23 protein-coding genes are annotated in these 19,743 nt (G+C 38.5%); 12 read left to right on the top strand and 11 right to left on the bottom strand.

The window, feature by feature from the left end; genetic code table 11:
• Positions 1-2: 2 nt before the first annotated feature.
• From AAZR93_RS04610 to AAZR93_RS04645, 8 genes are read right to left on the bottom strand one after another with little or no spacing between them, the layout of a single operon-like run.
• Positions 3-386, bottom strand: a complete 384-nt coding sequence (locus tag AAZR93_RS04610; protein WP_434719101.1) for a RusA family crossover junction endodeoxyribonuclease — start codon at positions 384-386, stop codon at positions 3-5.
• The gene (locus AAZR93_RS04615) at positions 379-564 is read right to left on the bottom strand and encodes a Lar family restriction alleviation protein (protein WP_434719102.1); all 186 of its coding nucleotides are present in this window, start codon (positions 562-564) and stop codon (positions 379-381) included. The genes AAZR93_RS04610 and AAZR93_RS04615 overlap by 8 nt, the downstream gene beginning before the upstream one ends.
• The gene (locus tag AAZR93_RS04620) at positions 561-941 is read right to left on the bottom strand and encodes a hypothetical protein (RefSeq protein WP_434719103.1); all 381 of its coding nucleotides are present in this window, start codon (positions 939-941) and stop codon (positions 561-563) included. Before AAZR93_RS04620 ends, AAZR93_RS04615 begins: the two co-directional genes overlap by 4 nt.
• The gene (locus AAZR93_RS04625; RefSeq protein WP_434719104.1) at positions 934-1,230 is read right to left on the bottom strand and encodes a hypothetical protein; all 297 of its coding nucleotides are present in this window, start codon (positions 1,228-1,230) and stop codon (positions 934-936) included. The genes AAZR93_RS04620 and AAZR93_RS04625 overlap by 8 nt, the downstream gene beginning before the upstream one ends.
• Positions 1,227-1,574 (bottom strand): hypothetical protein, encoded by a 348-nt coding sequence (locus tag AAZR93_RS04630; RefSeq protein WP_434719105.1) that lies wholly within the window; start codon positions 1,572-1,574, stop codon positions 1,227-1,229. Before AAZR93_RS04630 ends, AAZR93_RS04625 begins: the two co-directional genes overlap by 4 nt.
• Positions 1,571-2,104 (bottom strand): phage N-6-adenine-methyltransferase, encoded by a 534-nt coding sequence (locus AAZR93_RS04635; protein WP_434719106.1) that lies wholly within the window; start codon positions 2,102-2,104, stop codon positions 1,571-1,573. The genes AAZR93_RS04630 and AAZR93_RS04635 overlap by 4 nt, the downstream gene beginning before the upstream one ends.
• Positions 2,104-2,349: a hypothetical protein gene (locus AAZR93_RS04640; RefSeq protein WP_434719107.1), complete on the bottom strand. Its 246-nt coding sequence runs from the start codon at positions 2,347-2,349 to the stop codon at positions 2,104-2,106. The genes AAZR93_RS04635 and AAZR93_RS04640 overlap by 1 nt, the downstream gene beginning before the upstream one ends.
• Complete coding sequence (locus tag AAZR93_RS04645) at positions 2,349-2,852, bottom strand: conserved phage C-terminal domain-containing protein (RefSeq protein ID WP_434719634.1); 504 nt, start codon at positions 2,850-2,852, stop codon at positions 2,349-2,351. Before AAZR93_RS04645 ends, AAZR93_RS04640 begins: the two co-directional genes overlap by 1 nt.
• Positions 2,853-2,854: 2 nt before the next feature.
• On the opposite strand from AAZR93_RS04645, the gene AAZR93_RS04650 reads away from it, so the two are divergent.
• A complete protein-coding gene (locus tag AAZR93_RS04650) occupies positions 2,855-3,898 on the top strand; it encodes a tyrosine-type recombinase/integrase (protein ID WP_434719108.1) in 1,044 nt (347 codons plus the stop codon).
• 119 nt (positions 3,899-4,017) lie between these two features.
• On the opposite strand, the gene icd is transcribed toward AAZR93_RS04650, so the two are convergent.
• Positions 4,018-5,271 (bottom strand): NADP-dependent isocitrate dehydrogenase, encoded by a 1,254-nt coding sequence (icd, locus tag AAZR93_RS04655; protein WP_294105615.1) that lies wholly within the window; start codon positions 5,269-5,271, stop codon positions 4,018-4,020.
• A 1,257-nt stretch (positions 5,272-6,528) separates the two neighbouring features.
• Here icd and rluE point away from each other — a divergent pair.
• From rluE to AAZR93_RS04695, 8 genes are all read left to right on the top strand, one after another.
• Entirely contained in the window at positions 6,529-7,179 is a 651-nt protein-coding gene (gene rluE, locus AAZR93_RS04660) for a 23S rRNA pseudouridine(2457) synthase RluE (RefSeq protein WP_294105612.1), read from the top strand.
• The gene (locus AAZR93_RS04665) at positions 7,172-7,633 is read left to right on the top strand and encodes an NUDIX domain-containing protein (RefSeq protein ID WP_434719109.1); all 462 of its coding nucleotides are present in this window, start codon (positions 7,172-7,174) and stop codon (positions 7,631-7,633) included. Before rluE ends, AAZR93_RS04665 begins: the two co-directional genes overlap by 8 nt.
• Positions 7,634-7,818: 185 nt before the next feature.
• A complete protein-coding gene (gene mnmA, locus AAZR93_RS04670; RefSeq protein WP_434719635.1) occupies positions 7,819-8,922 on the top strand; it encodes a tRNA 2-thiouridine(34) synthase MnmA in 1,104 nt (367 codons plus the stop codon).
• A 2-nt stretch (positions 8,923-8,924) separates the two neighbouring features.
• On the top strand, positions 8,925-9,551 hold the full coding sequence (gene hflD / locus AAZR93_RS04675) for a high frequency lysogenization protein HflD (RefSeq protein WP_294105610.1): 627 nt from the start codon (positions 8,925-8,927) through the stop codon (positions 9,549-9,551).
• A 16-nt stretch (positions 9,552-9,567) separates the two neighbouring features.
• Entirely contained in the window at positions 9,568-10,938 is a 1,371-nt protein-coding gene (purB, locus tag AAZR93_RS04680) for an adenylosuccinate lyase (protein WP_294105608.1), read from the top strand.
• 316 nt (positions 10,939-11,254) lie between these two features.
• The gene (phoP, locus tag AAZR93_RS04685) at positions 11,255-11,929 is read left to right on the top strand and encodes a two-component system response regulator PhoP (protein WP_434719110.1); all 675 of its coding nucleotides are present in this window, start codon (positions 11,255-11,257) and stop codon (positions 11,927-11,929) included.
• A gap of 1 nt (position 11,930) precedes the next feature.
• Positions 11,931-13,388 carry a two-component system sensor histidine kinase PhoQ gene (gene phoQ, locus AAZR93_RS04690; protein WP_294105606.1) on the top strand — a complete coding sequence of 486 codons (1,458 nt, stop codon included), beginning with the start codon at positions 11,931-11,933 and terminating at the stop codon, positions 13,386-13,388.
• An 86-nt stretch (positions 13,389-13,474) separates the two neighbouring features.
• Positions 13,475-14,599, top strand: coding sequence for a cupin domain-containing protein (locus AAZR93_RS04695; RefSeq protein WP_294105604.1), 1,125 nt, complete (start codon positions 13,475-13,477; stop codon positions 14,597-14,599).
• Positions 14,600-14,712: 113 nt separating this feature from the next.
• On the opposite strand, the gene pepT is transcribed toward AAZR93_RS04695, so the two are convergent.
• The gene (gene pepT / locus AAZR93_RS04700) at positions 14,713-15,954 is read right to left on the bottom strand and encodes a peptidase T (protein WP_294105598.1); all 1,242 of its coding nucleotides are present in this window, start codon (positions 15,952-15,954) and stop codon (positions 14,713-14,715) included.
• A 489-nt stretch (positions 15,955-16,443) separates the two neighbouring features.
• Between pepT and AAZR93_RS04705 the strand changes: the two genes are divergently transcribed.
• Positions 16,444-17,154 carry an SDR family NAD(P)-dependent oxidoreductase gene (locus AAZR93_RS04705; RefSeq protein WP_434719111.1) on the top strand — a complete coding sequence of 237 codons (711 nt, stop codon included), beginning with the start codon at positions 16,444-16,446 and terminating at the stop codon, positions 17,152-17,154.
• A 94-nt stretch (positions 17,155-17,248) separates the two neighbouring features.
• Here the strand turns inward: AAZR93_RS04705 and cobB are convergent, their stop codons facing one another.
• Positions 17,249-18,079, bottom strand: coding sequence for a Sir2 family NAD+-dependent deacetylase (gene cobB, locus AAZR93_RS04710; RefSeq protein WP_434719636.1), 831 nt, complete (start codon positions 18,077-18,079; stop codon positions 17,249-17,251).
• Between the two features lie 325 nt (positions 18,080-18,404).
• Here cobB and AAZR93_RS04715 point away from each other — a divergent pair, with 325 nt between their 5' ends.
• Positions 18,405-18,902: a TIGR00645 family protein gene (locus tag AAZR93_RS04715; protein ID WP_294105593.1), complete on the top strand. Its 498-nt coding sequence runs from the start codon at positions 18,405-18,407 to the stop codon at positions 18,900-18,902.
• A 190-nt stretch (positions 18,903-19,092) separates the two neighbouring features.
• Entirely contained in the window at positions 19,093-19,659 is a 567-nt protein-coding gene (gene cyaB / locus AAZR93_RS04720) for a class IV adenylate cyclase (protein WP_434719112.1), read from the top strand.
• The last annotated feature ends 84 nt before the right edge of the window (positions 19,660-19,743 follow it).

A 19,743-nucleotide genomic window follows, 5' to 3' on the forward strand; every position in this document is an offset into this window, starting at 1 on the left:
TTTTACGCAACCGCATTTGCGTTTTTAAGTAAGCTGATCGTTATTTCAAATCGACCGCCCTTTACGACTTCACACCATTCGATATCTGCACGCTTAACTTGAGCATCATCTTTCCAAATATTTGCATACGTGAGTGCGTCAAATGGCGCTTTTAAATAGTTGTCGATATCCCTTCTGTGATTTGTTGGTGGGTACATTTTTATAACTACTGATACGTTTTCAGTAATTGCTATAGGTCTTCTTCGTAATTGCTCATAAACAGCAGCTATCGCATTAGCACGGAACTTGCGCCCCTTTTCACTGATAATCATCGTACCGCGAACAGTCCGCCAGCACGCATTGACGCTAGGAGGGAAAGGTAAAATTAAAGATATTGAATTACTCACCAATCACCCCCTTATTCCATGCCAATACGGCAGTAGGCTTATCATTTACTTCTGGCCCCTTTTCACCACAACTGTGGCACTGAATGTAAAACCATGTTCTATAACTGTGGCTCTCAATGGTTATGTTTTCACTTCCACAATGGGGGCAAGGGTAAATTTCTGCTATTTTGCTTTTCATCCAACCTTCCCCTCAAGCTGAAGTTTTTTATTTTCAATGAATGCTAAATCTGTTCTGACACTACGTAATCTGGCCTTCGTGTTCTTTTCCTCTCTGAGTAAGCCATCAACTGACTTACGCAGAGCATCACGTTGTTCGGTTAGGGTTGAAACTTGCCTAAAAAGATGTTCGGCATCATTAGCTCTCAGTAAAAAAACGTCAAAAGCATCAACAATACACCCGCAGTTTTTACACTTAACTGTCCTATGTTGCTCACTGACAATAACGGCATAGTGCTTACATTGAACCTGCCTAAAATCTCTTTTATCCTCTATCTGGGTATCTAATACAGGTTTGGTATCGTCTGTGAAATTAACTTTAATAATGTTGTCAGTCATTCCTAAAGCCCTCCACTATCAGAATTTCACGCTGATTTTTGCTACACATATCAACACGCCCTTCGACCACACCGAACCAACGAAGAAAGGCCTTACCGCTTGGAGCTACTGCTTTCCACATTTTTCCAACATAAACTCCAGATGGCACCGAGTCAGAGTAGTCAGCTAGTAACTCATAATCTGAACGGGTCATCATGGCGTGCGTATCATCAATGGTAATATTTGCAGGGTTTGGCTGCTTCCAATAGTTACCTAATGAATTAGTCATAGGAGGAATAACGTTACTCATAGCCTCACTCCTGCTAACAGTGAATCAAATTTCAATATCAATGGGTTATGTGTTTTAGTAAGCTCTTTAACATCACAACGTAAATATTTATTCGTTTTCTTTCTGAACTTACTAATCTCTTTGTCTTTTTGAATTGTTTTCTCATATCCATCACGCGCAATGATATAAACAATGTGCTTACCATCTTTTTTTCCTGATTTTCTTACTGCTCCGCAACGATATAAAAAATTAATCGTGTTGCTAGCGTGATTATCTGTAGATGCATACATATTTTTAATTAGCTTTGTTGTGATCTCGTGTCCTGTTTTAAAGTCTTCAACAATTCGGATATGTAAAGGTTTCATGCAACCTCCCCTAAAATCGCTTTACCGATTTCCATCAGGCGATTTTTTGAAACATGGTTCGGGGTGGCCTTTGGTTCGACAAATGGACGCCAGATAAGAAGTATCGAACCTTTGCTGTTACCCTTCTTCTCTTTTCCTGTATTGGGATCTACGAAATTAATACGGCCATCAATGATAGTGCGAATTTCATCAACACTTTTTAATGCCAATGAGTACCAGGATGTTGACTTATCCGCAGGTAATAACATCACTATTGGCTGGTTTTGCTTTATGCATTGTTCCGCTGCTTTAGCGATCCATGGCTTAATCTTGCTGTAGGGAGGGTTACACCAAATAGCACCAAGACTTACCCAATCGCTTTGTAATGCATTCTGCTCTATGGTTAAAAAATATGGGCACAGTGCATTTTGCTCATTTGCTGCAGCATCTAACCAGAAACCAAATTCAAGCGTTAAGGCTTCAAATAGCCATTGAGGCGTTTGCCAACAGTCTTTATCTTCTGGTGCGGTATTACTTGAATAAACGGCCATTAGATAGCACCTCGCTGCTGGTGGGTTTCCACATACAAGCGAATATGCTCATAACGCTGCTTAACTTGAAAATGGTCAGCATGATGATTTAAGTGACGAAATTTTCTGCAAGTGACTAAATCACGGCGAGAATCATTCCATCTTCTGCGAAGCTTGCGAATAGCCCACAATTTACGAAGCTGTTTAAACATGGCAATTAAGCCAAATACATTCACGCCGTAAATTTCTTTAGATTCACTACGCATCACGCTGTCACCTCTTTCGCTGCTAGTTCTGCGGCTTGTTGCCAGATAGCTCTCCAAGCCCCACGCCCTGCGTGTTCATTGAGACGGCCTAACCCACTTTTGCTAGCCATTTCTTTAGCAATTGCTTGAATTCGATTCTCAGGACGCCAACCAGTTGAGAAAATTTTGGTAAAAGTGGTATCACGCTCTACGGTATTGATATCTACAGCCACTTCACCAGGCTTTAACCACTTACCGTTAACACATGCGGGGCGACCGGCTTCATGCCATTTTTGAGCCTTTTCAAAGTATTCCATGCAGTTTTCAGGGCTAAACAGTGTTTTAGGGCGTAGGTAATCACTCATTTTCGCGTCATTCAGCCACTTGGCTGTGGTGTAGTCCGTCACTAGAATTAAGTTATCAGCGGTATAGTTTTCAGCTAAACGGGCTCTGATATGACCCATAGTGGTTTTTCCATCGCGATAACTGGAATTAGTGGATTTATTGAAATGTTCTAAAACAATTTGTGCGTGGTCGGGTTACTGGCAAGTTCCATGGATTAGGTACAGACGAAAGCGCAGCAAAAGCAATTGCTATTGAGGCAAACTCCCGACTAGCTGAAGCAAAAATGAACCAACTTATAAAAGCCAAAGACGAAATAAGTCGAAAGTTAAAAAAAGGAATTACGGTCCATACATGGCTAGAGCAGTTTTTAAAAATACAAAAAGAACGCATGGAATATGGCGAAATAAAGCTTAATACATATAAGCAAAAAATAGCCCCCGTAGAAGCTTTTCGCCAAGCGTGTGGCAACCAAGTTATTTCAGAAATAGATGTTAGAGATATTGCTTCTATCGTTGATGAATATAAAGAGCGCGGGCAAACAAGAATGGCTCAGGTAGTTAGAATGGTTTTAGTTGATGTATTTAAAGAGGCTCAACATGCCGGCGAAGTTCCTCCCGGCTATAACCCTGCGCAAGCAACAAAATTACCGATGAACAGAATTAAACGTCAACGATTAGATTTTGACGAATGGCTTGTGATCTTTAATGAAGCTAAAAAAACACAACGTTATTTGCAGAATGCAATGCTACTAGCCGTCATTACTGGCCAGCGTTTGGGGGATATCGCGAAAATGCGATTTGATGATATTTGGGATGACCATTTACATGTTATTCAAGAAAAAACAGGCTCTAAAATTGCGATCCCTCTTTCATTGCATTGTGACAAATTGGGGTATTCATTAAGAGATGTTATTGCTCGATGCAGGGATCTAATAGTTAGCCCTTATATACTTCATTATCACCACACCACATCGCAAGCAAAGCGTGGCGGACAAGTTTCAAGCAATGCAATCACAACGTTATTTCAGCGAATTAGGGATCAGACTGATTTGAAGTGGGAAGATGGAACCCCGCCAAGTTTTCATGAGCAACGTTCTTTATCGGAAAGGTTATATAGAGATCAAGGCATCGATACCAAAACTTTGCTGGGTCATAAGAGTCAAGCAATGACCGACAAATATCATGATGACCGAGGGAAAAACTGGCAGGTTTTAGCTATAAAATAGTGTTTATTTTGTAGCCCGTTTTGCAGAAGAGTTTTGCAGGAGTTTTGCAGAAGAATTTTTCTAAACAAAATATAACGGGAGTTTTTAGGCTCCCGTTATTAATATCACAATGCAACTAATTACATGTGTTTAATCATTGCGTCGCCAAATTCGCTACATTTCAGTAGTTTAGCGCCTTCTAGTTGACGCTCGAAATCGTAAGTTACAGTCTTAGCCGCGATTGCGCCTTCCATACCTTTAACGATTAAGTCAGCCGCTTCAACCCAACCCATGTGGCGTAACATCATTTCTGCAGATAGAATAATTGAACCAGGATTGACTTTATCCTGACCCGCATATTTTGGTGCAGTACCGTGGGTTGCTTCAAACAATGCACATTCAGAACCGATGTTAGCACCCGGTGCGATACCAATACCGCCGACTTGTGCTGCTAATGCGTCAGAAATATAGTCACCGTTTAAGTTCATACAAGCGATAACATCATATTCAGCTGGACGCAGCAAAATTTGCTGTAAGAATGCATCAGCAATCACATCTTTAACAATGATATCTTTGCCAGTTTTAGGGTTTTTAATTTTAAGCCATGGGCCGCCATCAATTAATTCGCCACCAAACTCTTCTTGTGCTAATTGATAACCCCAATCTTTAAATGCACCTTCAGTGAATTTCATAATGTTACCTTTATGAACTAATGTCACTGAATCACGGTCGTTATCAATTGCATATTCAATTGCAGCGCGAACTAAACGTTTTGTTCCTTCTTCAGAACAAGGCTTAATACCAATACCACAATCTTGTGGGAAACGGATTTTTGTTACACCCATTTCATTTTGAAGGAATTTAATGACTTTATCAGCTTCAGCAGAACCTGCTTTCCACTCAATACCTGCATAAATATCTTCAGAGTTTTCACGGAAGATAACCATGTCAGTCAGCTCAGGTTGTTTTACTGGGCTTGGTGTGCCCGCATAATAACGAACTGGGCGTAAACAAATATACAGATCAAGTTGCTGACGTAGCGCAACATTCAAAGAACGAATACCACCACCAACTGGAGTTGTCAAAGGGCCTTTGATTGATACACGGTAATCACGGATTAAATCGAGGGTTTCTTGCGGTAACCAAACATCTTTACCATATAACTGAGTAGATTTTTCACCGGTGTAGATTTCCATCCAAGAAATTTTGCGTTCACCGTTGTATGCTTTCTTCACTGCCGCATCAACCACTTTTAGCATGGCAGGTGTCACATCAACACCAATACCATCACCTTCAATGTAAGGAATAATCGGGTTGTTCGGAACGTTTAGTTTGCCTTTTGCATCAATGGTGATTTTAGCGCCTTCTGCCGGAACTACTACTTTGCTTTCCATTAACCTCTCCTTTCAATTGCGTATTTAGCTTGTTAATTTTTTGTAAGAGACCTGTCAATATTACTTCAATCTGCATCGAACGCCAATGATTACTCACCTAAGCTTCAATACAGATCGCATTTAACGTATCTATTAGTTATTAAAATATAAAGTTAATATCCATGCAATTACTTTTAAATCAAACAATTAATTCTAAAATTATAATTTTCAATCTAATTTTTAGGTTAAAAAACAGACAATTACTACAATAAATTAAACAAATAATAAGATCAAAAAACCATATTCGTATAATTTTCATACTAACAAAATAGTTTGCCTTAAAAATACGTATTGCTCACATAATTAATAAGCACATAATTATTTATACATTTATTATTAATATAAAAATTCGATTTTATTGTATTAAATGGTTTTAATGAACTTAATTATTTTCAATCAAATATCAATTTGAATTAACATTTATAAAGCGACTAAATACAAACAATCAAATTCAATAAATTATTTTAAAATAGGCTACCCATGAATAAAATCTCTCATTTAATTAAACAACATAAATTTAAATTTGCTCAACACCTTTTCTTTTCTAAAAAAATTTCATCAAATTGACTGATTAACGAAAAGCTTTCATTCTTACCCAACATGTTATTTTTTATTATGAGTTTTGGTAATTTAAATAAATTTACATTGCCACTGAGTGATACACTTGAATAATTTTGGTCAGAAAAATTATCCCCTAGCTGCCAACTTACCTATAATAACTTGATTCAATGATCTCAAACCAACCTGCTAAATTTAGGCTTGTTGCTATTGAGGTAATGGAAGTAACAGATAACGTAATGTTTTCATTTTTAAATAGTTTAACTAAATCTTCGCCTCTGCATTAGAGTTTTGCGGTGAGTTACATTTAAGTCATGAATCTGGTCATGCGATTGGGAGTGAACAAAATTTAATTGATACCATTGATTTTTCTGAAGATGAACATCTATTTTGTGTCGACCTAATTCAACATGGTTTTCAATCATTCTATCAATTTATCAGCCAACTAGATGATTTTTATTAATTCCATTCATCACTTATACCTACTTATATACCTACTTGTTTTTGAATTTAACTAAGCATAATAACAATATTATTATCTCTACACATTACTATGCTTTGACAAGTAAATCACATAAACTAAGATCAATTGAGTAATTTTTTAATAGACAAAGAAAAACAAAAAGTTACTCACTATTTTATGTGGATAATTAACTGATTATGACAAAGCCAAACATTAAACGAACAACCAATAACAAACTGACACCAAAATCTCATGCGGATCGCACTCGACGAGCAACTCACTCCCCCTCTAAACCACCTATTGTGCGTAAAGTCATCCTATTTAATAAACCTTATGATGTGCTACCACAATTTACCGATGAGCAAGGTCGAGATACTTTAAAGAATTATATTCCAATAAGCGATGTTTATGCAGCAGGCCGCCTCGATAGGGACAGTGAAGGATTATTAATTTTAACCAATGACGGTAAATTACAAGCTCGCTTAACTCAACCTCAGAAAAAAACGGGCAAAATATACTATGCTCAAGTAGAAGGGATACCCGATACGGCGGCTCTTGCTAAATTTCGTCAGGGATTAACATTAAATGATGGTTTGACGTTACCCGCAAATATCGAGCTTGTTGAACAACCTGATTGGGTTAAACCAAGGAATCCCCCAATTAGAGAACGTAAAAATATCCCGACAAGCTGGCTTAGAATCACATTATATGAAGGCAGAAATCGACAAGTTCGCCGAATGACTGCCAATATTGGCTTTCCTACCCTAAGATTGATTCGCTATCAAATTGGTGAATTCAAATTAGAAAACTTAGCCATCGGTGAATGGATGGAGGTAAAAATTGTCTAGTCCAAAATTTAGACCCAATATTACGGTAGCGACTATCGTACATGCCCAAAACAAATTTTTAGTAGTTGAAGAGTGGGTTAATGGTAAACCTACGTGGAACCAACCTGCCGGGCATTTAGAAGCAAATGAAACATTATTGCAGGCAGCCGAGCGCGAACTTTTAGAAGAAACAGGTATCAGCGCTACACCGCAAAAATTAATTAAAATTCATCAATGGATAGCGCCTGATAGCACCCCTTTTATTCGTTTTTTATTTGAACTCGAACTACCAAATACCTGTGAAACACATCCACAAGATAGCGACATTAGCTGTTGCCACTGGGTCAGCGCACAACAAATTATTGAAAGTAATTGTTTACGATCTCCATTAGTTGCGCAAAGTATCCTTTGCTTTCAAGAAAATACCACCTATCCCCTTGATATTCTGTCTGCTTATGGTGATCACTTTGGGTAATCAACTCGATTTGGCTTATTTTGATCTAATAAAAAACGATTAATAGAGCCGCGTCAGTCTTTACTCTGTTTTTCTTGCGCCAAGAATATTGCCGCTAACTCTGGTGCAACAAGGGTACAACATGCTAAAGTATGGGGCTTGATTTTTCCGCATTGAGACTATTTATAATGTCAGATAACAGTACCATGTCAGATAACAGCCAAAAGAAAGTCATCGTCGGTATGTCCGGTGGTGTTGACTCCTCCGTTTCAGCCTACTTGCTCCAGCAGCAAGGATATCAGGTTGTTGGTCTGTTTATGAAAAACTGGGAAGAAGATGACGATAAAGAATATTGCTCAGCGGCAACTGATCTTGCTGATGCGCAGTCTGTTTGTGACAAATTAGGCATCGAACTCCATACAATTAACTTCGCCGCTGAATATTGGGACAATGTTTTCGAACATTTTTTATCTGAATATAAAGCGGGTCGTACACCAAATCCAGATATTCTGTGCAACAAAGAAATTAAATTCAAAGCCTTCCTTGAGTTTGCAGCCGAAGATCTCGGTGCAGATTTTATTGCGACAGGTCACTATGTGCGCCGTCGTGATATTGATGGTAAAAGTCAGCTACTACGCGGCTTAGATACCAATAAAGATCAAAGTTATTTTCTATATACCTTAAGTCATGAGCAAGTCGCTAAAAGCCTCTTTCCTGTCGGTGAACTTGAAAAACCTGAAGTCCGCCGTATCGCCGAAGAGATTGGCTTAATCACCGCGAAGAAAAAAGATTCAACGGGTATTTGTTTTATCGGTGAACGCAAATTTCGTGACTTCTTAGGCCGCTATTTACCTGCACAACCTGGCCCAATTATTACCGTCGACGGTGAAACTATTGGTCAGCATGAAGGTTTGATGTACCACACCTTAGGGCAGCGTAAAGGTCTTGGTATTGGCGGCACCAAAGAAGGCTCTGAAGATCCTTGGTATGTTGTTGATAAAGATGTTGAAAATAATTATCTTATCGTTGCTCAAGGGCATGAACACCCTCGCCTGATGTCTGTTGGCTTAATTGCTCAACAACTGCATTGGGTTGATAGAGAAACCATGACGCAACCGCTACGCTGTGTGGTGAAAACTCGTTATCGTCAATCTGATATTCCTTGTACTATTACACCTCTGAGTGAAGATAGAATTGAAGTCGCATTCGACTACCCAGTTGCTGCTGTAACGCCAGGGCAATCTGCAGTATTTTATCTAGATGAAGTTTGCCTCGGTGGCGGTATTATTGAAGCCCGTATTCAGGAGTAACTGTGGCTAAAAATTATTACGATATCACGCTTGCTTTGGCAGGTATCTGCCAAGCAAGTCATATAGTTCAAAAACTGGCTCATGAAGGTGTTTCTAATGAGCAAGACCTTGAAACTATGATCAAAAGCCTGACGAATATGAATCCATCATCTACATTAGATGTTTTCGGTAACGATCCTGCAAATTTAAAAACAGGCCTTAGTACAATGCTTGGCATGCTAACAGGCGGCAACAGTGGTTTATCCGCTGAAATGACACGCTATATGCTTAGTATGATGGTTCTTGAGCGCCGCCTTAATAAAAATCAAGACGCCATGAACCAACTAGGTCAACGTATAGAACAATTTGAACGTCAAGCAAGCTATTTTGAACCTATGTCTGAAGGTGTTTTTAATGCTCTTGCGGGTATTTATGTGGATGTTGTCAGCCCTCAAGGACCACGTATTCAAGTTACAGGTTCTCCAGACATTCTCAAAAATACGTTGGTTCAAGCAAAAGTTAGAGCCACTTTACTGGCAGGTATCCGTTGTGCGGTGCTTTGGCAGCAAGTCGGCGGCAGCCGTATTCAATTAATGTTTTCCCGAAGCCGTCTGTCTAATCAGGCGAAAGATATTTTGTCTCACCTTTAATCTGGAGTTGCTACCAATGGAATTATCCTCACTGACCGCTGTATCGCCGATTGATGGCCGTTATGGTGATAAAGTCAGCGCTTTACGCACTATTTTTAGTGAGTTTGGCTTACTGAAATTTCGCGTTCAAGTTGAAGTTCGCTGGCTGCAAAAACTGGCGGCAACCGCTCAAATCAATGAAGTTCCTTCATTTGATGCTGACGCAAACGCTTACCTAGATGAAATTGTTGCAAACTTCTGCGAAAAAGATGCAATGCGTATCAAAGAAATTGAGCGCACCACTAACCATGATGTTAAAGCAGTTGAATATTTCCTAAAAGAAAAAGTCGCTAACATTCCTGCTCTACATGCTGTTTCAGAATTTATTCACTTTGCTTGTACTTCTGAAGATATCAATAATTTGTCTCACGCGCTGATGCTTCAAACTGCACGTAAAGATGTTTTATTGCCACAATGGCGTCAAATTATTGATAAAGTTAAAGCAATGGCTCACGAATATCGTGACTTACCGTTGTTATCACGTACTCATGGTCAGCCAGCAACACCATCGACTATTGGTAAAGAATTTGCAAACGTTGCATACCGCTTAGAGCGCCAGTATCGTCAACTCACACAAGTTGAAATCCTCGGTAAAATCAATGGTGCAGTAGGTAACTATAATGCTCACATCGTGGCTTATCCTGAAGTTAATTGGCACGAATTTAGTGAAACCTTCGTGACTTCACTCGGTATTCAGTGGAACCCATACACCACTCAAATAGAACCGCATGATTACATCGCTGAGCTATTTGATTGTGTCTCACGATTTAACACTATTGTGCTAGATTTTGACCGTGATATCTGGGGCTACGTCGCACTAAATCACTTCAAACAAAGAACCATTGCGGGTGAAATTGGCTCATCCACCATGCCACACAAAGTGAACCCTATTGATTTTGAAAATTCAGAAGGCAATTTAGGTTTAGCAAATGCGGTACTTGGCCATTTATCAAGCAAATTACCTGTTTCTCGTTGGCAACGTGACCTAACAGACTCAACAGTACTGCGTAACTTAGGTGTTGGCCTCGGCTACTCACTTATTGCTTATCAATCCACAATGAAAGGATTGAATAAACTGGAAGTTAATGAACAACATCTGCTTGATGAGTTAGACCAAAACTGGGAAGTATTAGCTGAACCAATTCAAACCGTAATGCGTCGCTATGGCATTGAAAAACCATACGAAAAACTTAAAGAGTTAACGCGTGGAAAACGTGTTACCGCAGAAGGGATGAAACAATTCATTGATAGCTTAGCACTACCTGAAAGCGAAAAAGCACGTTTGAAAGAAATGACACCAGCTAATTATATTGGTTACGCTGTCACTTTTGTTAACGATTTAAAATAACTCGTTAAATTTAATAAAGGCGAACATTTCACTCTGAATTGTTCGCCTTTATATCCTTCTCAGTGTCATCCTTGATATTTCAACGCTTAACTCCCATTAATTTTACTTATCCCATACAAATAAAACCCCTACCTCAGATAAGATCAAATAACACTTTGATAATTGACTAAATCGCAATAAATTGATCATTTGGAGTATATTTTTGGTTTGTTTGACTTATATTTACTTAATGACTTGTCGTCAGTGATTTCTCTTTTTAACATAGTGATAATATAACCGACAGGTTAACTCTCTTTTTTTAATATGAGGCTTTCAGATGCGTATTCTCATCGTCGAAGATAATGCTTTACTTCGCCATCACTTAACCGTTCAACTCAAAGACCTTGGACACCAAGTTGATTCAGCGGAAGATGCAAAAGAAGCAAACTACTTTTTAAATGAAAGCTGCCCTGATATTGCGGTAGTTGATCTTGGCTTGCCAGATGAAGATGGTCTATCCATGATCAAACGCTGGCGTAGTATGCATGTGACCATTCCCATTCTCGTCCTGACAGCCCGAGAAAGCTGGCAAGAAAAGGTGCAAGCATTAAATAGCGGGGCTGATGACTATGTAACTAAACCTTTCCAATTAGAAGAACTCGTTGCTCGTATGCAAGCGTTGATGCGCAGGAATAGTGGACTTGCCTCGCAAATACTTGAGCTAGACCATTTTGTTATCGATTTATCACGTAAAGAATTTACGGTTGCAGGTGAGCCCGTCAAACTAACAGCCTTTGAATATACCATCATCGAAACACTACTGCGTAATAATGGTAAAGTGGTGAGCAAAGACTCATTAATGCGCCAGCTCTATCCAGATGCAGAATTAAGAGAAAGTCATACCATTGATGTTTTAATGGGTCGGCTACGCAAAAAAATACAACAATTTCATAGTAATGATGTAATTGTTACCGTTCGTGGCCAAGGTTATCGCTTCGACGTGAATGGTTAATATGTCATTAAGAAAATTTAAAATTAAGCCACTATCATTACGGGCGCGCTTTTTATGCGCGACCTCTGCGGTTATTCTCGCACTAACATTGTCCTATGGTATTGTTGCCATACTGGGTTATCTGATTAGCTTTGATAAGACGACCTACACCCTACTGCGCAGCCAAAGCAATCTAATTTATAGCCTTGCACAGTGGCAAAATAATAAAATTGATATCCGTGTTCCCCCTAATTTTACGTTAAATAATCCTACTTTGGTCATTATCTATGATGACCATGGTCAAGTTCTTTGGCGTCAACGCGATGTTCCCAATGTTGAGCAACTCATTCATCAAGATTGGCTAAGAAAAGAGGGATTATACGAAATTGACACCGATATTAAAGAAACGCGTCAACTGCTCTATAACAATCCTGAATATAATACCAAGCTTAACGACATGAATAATGACGATGAGCCACTTACTCACTCTGTTTCTGTCAACCAATACAGTGAAAGCGAGCATCTTCCACCTCTCACTATTGTTGTAGTCGATACACTTCCTCAAGATTTACAAAAAACAGGTTTAGTTTGGGAATGGTTTGGCTATGTGTTACTCGCCAATTTAATTTTAGTGATACCACTATTATGGCTTGCTGCCTACTGGAGCTTGCGCCCTATAAAATCATTGGTGTCGCAGATTAGCGGCCTCGAAAAAGGTGAACGAGAAACCTTAGATGAAAATCCACCCGCAGAGTTAAGAGGGCTTGTCCGCAATCTCAATATTTTGCTCACCAATGAGCGCAAGCGTTATAGTAAATATCGCACAACACTTTCTGATTTAACGCATAGCTTAAAAACACCCTTGGCCGTTATACAATCCACACTTAGATTATTGCGCTCAGGTAAACAAATGAATATCGAGCAAGCTGAACCTATCATGTTGGAGCAAATTGGCCGTATTTCACAACAAGTCGGTTATTATTTACACCGTGCATCAATGCAAGGTGATGAAAACCTTATATTACGTGAAATTTCATCAGTTCCTTCCATTATTGATAGCTTAGCGAGCGCACTTCATAAGGTCTATCTACATAAAGGGGTATCCATTACCGTCGATATCTCACCTGAAATCACATGGTTAGGACAACCTAATGACTTTATGGAAGTGATGGGTAATGTGATGGAAAATGCCTGTAAATACTGTCTTGAATTTGTTGAGGTAACAGCCGCTGTAGGACAAGACAGTTTAACCATCACCGTTGATGATGATGGCCCTGGCGTACCTGAAAACAAACGAAATGTCATTTTTATTCGAGGACAGCGTGCGGACACTTTGCGTCCTGGGCAAGGTCTTGGCTTATCTATTGCCGTTGATATTATTGACCAATATGATGGCGAAATCTCAATCATTGATAGCCCACTTGGTGGAGCCCGCGTTATCGTCACTTTTAGGCAACAGATGGTCATTGAAGATAGCTAATCTGTGATGTGAAGCTATTTAGACCCTGTATTGCAGGCCATTTCAGGTATACTATTTACGACATGTTTTCTAATAGGGACAATAAGATGGATTATAAACTGAATCTTGACTGGCAGAGTTTTCTTGACAGTCATTGGCAGAAACGACCGCTGCTTATTAAACAGGGTTTTACGCGTTTTATTGATCCTATCTCGCCTGATGAACTTGCGGGATTAGCGATGGAAAATGAGGTTGATAGCCGTCTAGTCAGCCACAAAGAAGGAAATTGGCAAGTAGGTCATGGCCCATTTGAAAGCTATGAACACTTAGGTGAAGAAAATTGGTCACTACTCGTTCAAGCCGTTGATCATTGGCATCACCCAAGCTCAGCGCTAATGAAACCATTCAGAGTATTATCTGACTGGCGCATGGACGACTTAATGATTTCTTATTCAGTACCTGGGGGTGGCGTAGGCCCACACCTTGACCAATACGATGTGTTTATTATTCAAGGTGAAGGTCGTAGACAATGGCGCGTTGGGGAAAAAATCCCAATGAAACAGCACAGCCCTCACCCCGACCTACTCCAAGTCCATCCATTTGATGCGATTATTGATGAAGAGATGGAACCTGGAGATATTCTCTATATTCCACCTGGATTCCCACATGAAGGTTATGCCATCGAGCCTTCCCTAAACTACTCTGTAGGCTTTCGCGCGCCAAATACCCGTGAACTGATTAGTAGCTTTGCCGACCATTTGATTTCGAATGATCTTGGGAGTTATCGCTATAGCGATCCTGATTTATCATTTCGTGATAATCCCGCCGAAGTTTTGCAAGGTGAGCAAATTAAGCTCCGTGAAATGATGGTCTCTCTGATTAATGACCCTGAATTATTCCGCAAGTGGTTAGGTGAGTACATTTCTCAATCTCGCCATGAATTAGATGTTGCACCACCAGAGCCGCCATATACACAAGAAGAAATTTATGACTTGTTGAAAACTCAAGATGAAACTTTGTACAAACTCAATGGGTTAAGAGCACTGCGTGTTGGCGACCAATTTTTTGTCAATGGCGAATGTTTAGAGACTCAGTGCTATGAAGCAGCAGATAGCCTATGCCGATTTGATTCGGTAAATAGTAAGACGCTCGGCGATGCAATTGATGATGTGAATTTTATCCCATTAATTACTGCACTGGTAAATAATGGATACTGGTATTTTGACGACTGACATTAATAATCGCATTCAATAATTAATCTTAATAGACCTTTATTAATAAAAAAAACGCCCTATACATTGAACTGTGTAGGGCGTTTTACTGTAGTCAGATAAATATAATTTGATTACGATTGATTATTGCTTGCGTGTATTGCAGTCAACTCAGCGATACGCATGATGACACTAACCGCTTGCTCCATCCCTTCTTGAGTTATAAATTCATGTTTACTATGAAAATTATATCCACCAGTGAAGATGTTCGGGCACGGTAGGCCGCGATGAGATAATTGAGCACCATCAGTACCACCACGAATAGGTTGGATGATAGGCTTAATGTCACAATCAATCATGGCTTGTTTTGCTAGCTCTACAACATGCGGAAATTTCATTACTTCTTTATGCATGTTGTAATAAGTATCATCTAAAGTGAGCTCGATATAACAGCTAGGATGCAACCCTTCTCCGACTTTTTCAGCAATCCGAATGACATTTTTCTTTCTTGCTTCAAAGCCATTAAGGTCAAAATCTCGAATAATGTAATTTAACTCTGCTTTTTCAACCGTTCCTTTAATCGAGGTCAAATGATAAAATCCTTCATAACCCTCAGTATTTTCAGGTGTTTCATCAGCAGGCAACATTGAATGAATGCGATTAGCTAAAGTTAATGCATTGACCATAACCCCTTTAGCCATACCTGGATGGGTATTATTACCCACAATTTTAATGGAGACATTGGCCGCATTAAAATTTTCATACTCAAGCTCGCCGACACCGCCACCATCAACGGTATAAGCCCAAAGCGCATCGAACTCTTTAAAATCAATATGACGAGCCCCACGCCCTATCTCTTCATCAGGTGTGATAGCAATACAAATTTTTCCATGTGGCGTATTATTTGCTTTCAAGCGCACTAGCGCAGTGATTATCTCGGCAATGCCCGCTTTATCATCAGCACCAAGTAACGTTTTACCGTCAGTCATGATAAGTGTCTTACCTATCATTTGATGCAATATAGGGAACATCACGGGGGATAAAACTTCATCGCCAATCCCTAATGCAATATCACCACCACGATAATTTTCTAGCACTTGTGGACAAACATTTTTGCCCGAAAAGTCAGGCGCCGTGTCCAGATGAGAAATAAATCCAATAGTTGGCACATCCCAATCAACGTTTGATGGCAAATAGGCCGTCAAGCAACCTTGATCAGTCAATGTCACTTTTTCAAATCCTAACTCATTCAGTTCTTTATGCAACGCACGGGCAAATTTTAGTTGGCCACTGCTACTAGGTACTGTTTTTGCATTCAGTTTTGATTGTGTATCAAAAGCAGTATATTCAAAAAACCGCTCCAAGAGTTTGTCCATACTCCATCCCCCTTAATATTAATATTCATATTATGGGAAAGATCACACAAACAATTATTGTTTCAAATCAGCTTTGAGGTTAATGCAGGTGATTTTTTAAATAAAAATTGAATAGTTAATTCGTTAACTACTCTCTATTTACTCAAAATAGCATCTTATTGACTATCAACTACCTAATAATTAGGATATCAATAATAATTTAGTATTATTGTAACTATACCTCATGGTTTAATATAGAAATAATAATCTTAAGTTAAATAATATGAAGTCAAGTTAATTTTAATGCTAACACTTTAAAAATAAATGCTTTATTTCAGTAAGTCGAATTATTTTTGAGACGATAGTATTAATTTAACATTATTAATTTATATGCACATTTAACCAAACATCTACCCATTCATTCATGCTATACACTAATACTTAATATTGTAACGCTATTATCCCTTATAAAAACAAGGTGTATTTACACTTAATTTTACAGGTAATCAAATGTCAAAAACATTTTTAATTTATGGTGTGAGTAAAGGTTTAGGCAAAGCACTTATTGAAGGAATACCCTCCGAAAAAGATTTTATTTATGGGGTCTCACGTTCTGTGCCACCGTTTAAAGCAGATAATTTTCATTGGATCCAAGCCGACCTTAATCAAATAAACTGCGCACAAATGATTAAAAACAAAGTGGGTGAACGCCCTATAAATACGCTTATTTATAACGTCGGTATCTGGGAAAAATTAGCATTTACTGAAGAATATACATTTGAATCCTCTGATGATCTCGAATTACTCAATATCATTCAAACAAATATTAGTGCATGCCTATTAAATTTAAAAAGCCTGTTAGCAAACCTAAGATTAGCCGATAACAGCAAAATAATACTTATTGGCTCCACATGGGGGCTGGATAACCATAAGAGCAAAGAAGTGACTTTTTCTGCAACTAAATATGCTTTGCGAGGTATTGTTCAATCCTTAAGGGAAACATTACGAGAAGATAAAATTGGTATATCTATTCTTAACTTAGGTTACTTAGCGACAGAATATCCATTATCGATGCCTGTAAACGAAGTTATTGAACACAGTGAAGGCAAGTTGATCCCTCTACAAGATGTTATTAATGCTGTTCGCTTTATTTTAAGTACCAGCAATGCGACCTGTGTAAAAGAAATCACCATGCCAGCGATGATGGATGAGAACGTTTAAAATAGAATCAGATTGAATACTTTGTTTCTAAAATCGCTAAAAGGGAGTCTAATGCTCCCTTTTCAGCTGTTTCGATGACTCTAACTATCAAAAATTAGATTTTGTTCGCTGAATTAAGCTCAGTAATTAGCTTATTAATGTACTCAACAACCACCTTACTCGCTAATCCATAGTGTTTTTCTTCAAACTCACTTTCTACTTGGCTAGGTTCCAAGTTAAGCTCAACAGTATGGGCACCGTGTAATTTTGCTTCATGTACAAAACCTGCCGCAGGATAAACATGCCCTGATGTACCAATAGAAATGAAAATAGTTGCATCTTCAAGCGCTTGATAAATACGTTCCATACCCAATGGCATTTCACCGAACCACACAATATGCGGGCGCAAAGGTTGAGGAAATTGGCAACAATGGCAGCGTTCATCAACAGCTAAATCGCCCTTCCAATCGAGAACCTGATTTGACCAACTGCAACGTACTTTAAGCAGTTCACCATGCATATGAACAATTCGTTTACTACCTGCTCTTTCATGCAAGTTATCAATATTTTGTGTGATAAGTAAAAATCTATCACCTAATAGTTCTTCTAATTGTGCCAATGCAAAATGTGCAGCATTTGGCTTTATATCATCGCTTTGTAGCTGCCGACGGCGCTCATTATAAAAGCGTTGAACTAATTTAGGATCACGCGCAAAGCCTTCTGGCGTAGCCACATCCTCAACACGATGCTCTTCCCACAATCCATCGGCAGAACGAAAGGTTTGAATTCCAGACTCGGCAGAGATACCGGCTCCAGTTAATACAACAATGTTCACTTTTTTCATATCAGCTAGTCTACTATCAATATAAAAAGCCCGATTGCGAAGTCGCTGGCGGCGCACACACTTATTTTTTTTAACTTTTTTTAATCTATAACGGTATCGCAACATCAGAAAACATCCTTTCATCCATGCGTTTTAGCAACAAGTCTTGGCGACAGTTTACTGTAAAAATAATTTTTACTAAGAATGACTTATAATATCACTTCTACATGATGTAAATGTTAACACACTCAAACACATCACCATCATGAATACAGACAAAACAATGCTAAATTCATTAAATGACTGACGGTTAAAAAGGATAGTTACGTCAGCTTAACACCCTAAATCATAATATTAACAAAAAAACCTTTATCCACATGCCCCCAAACCGCTAAAATGTGACATACAGTTTTATCTGTTATCATTTTTATCACTTAAAAGGGTTTTCATGGAAAAGTTCTTCGAAAAAACAATGTATGCATCACGTTGGATCCTCGCCCCTATCTATTTTGGGCTTTCACTTACATTGCTTACGTTAACAATTAAATTCTTCCAAGAACTGTTTCATATTTTACCTAATATCCTCGCCATTCCAGAAGCTGACCTCATCCTCACGTTATTATCATTGATTGATATGGCATTAGTCGGTGGCTTATTAGTCATGGTCATGTTTTCAGGTTACGAAAACTTTGTTTCTCAACTTAGTATCCCTGATAGTAGTGATAAACTAGGTTGGATTGGCAAAATGGATGCAACTTCATTGAAGAATAAAGTTGCGGCTTCGATTGTTGCCATTTCCTCGATTCATCTACTAAAAATCTTTATGAACCTACAAAATATAGAAAATACCAAATTGATGTGGTACGTCATTATCCACCTCACCTTTGTTCTTTCAGCTTTTGTTATGGGTTATTTAGACAAAATGACCAAAAAAGAAGCCTATTAATACGGTGCTATTTTACTCTTAATATTTAGAAAATCAGACTCATCTTCCAATTTTAAAGCGCCTATTTATCATTCAGTTCAAATAGGCGCTTTACCTAAAAATAGCCTCACCTTTACAACCAAACACTTAGTAACCTGTGCTACCATCCCGTTAATTAAAACAAACAGTAATGACAAGACAGGTAAATCTCATGAGCGAACATTTTGTCGGAAAATATGAAGCTGAAATTAAATTCAAACTACCTGATCCTCAAGGATTTTTACAAAAAATAATTAACGATAAAGCTCAGGTTTTTACCTCAGACAATATAGAAACAGACTATTTTTTCGATAATGAAAATACATCACTTGCCGATAAAAATATCAGTATGTCAGTCAGAGAAATGACCCCATCGGGGATCAAATTGTGGATAGTTAAGGGCCCTAGTGCTACTGAATGTAAAGCCATTAATATAGATGACTGCCAACATGTCAAAAATATGCTGCAAACATTAGGTTACCAATGCAATTTAACTTTAACGAAAATACGCAGTATTTATTTTCTCAACGACGTTCATATCACAATAGACAATCTTGCTGATTTCGGTTGGTTCGCTGAGTTCGCAATTATGACCGATGACATAATGCGACTTAATGAGTTTAATCAACGCCTTATGACTCTAGCAACCCATTATGGATTTACAGAAGAATTAATTGAGAAACGAAGCTATAAGCAGTTATTTTTAGAGAAAATAAGCAAAGGGATCACAACTAAATAGATTGGGCTAGTTACCGAATGAATAGCTCACTCAAAATAACTAACCCAATAGGATAGAGCTGAAAAATTATTATTCACTACGATT

This window comes from Providencia sp. Je.9.19 (assembly GCF_051129765.1).
GTDB lineage: Bacteria > Pseudomonadota > Gammaproteobacteria > Enterobacterales > Enterobacteriaceae > Providencia.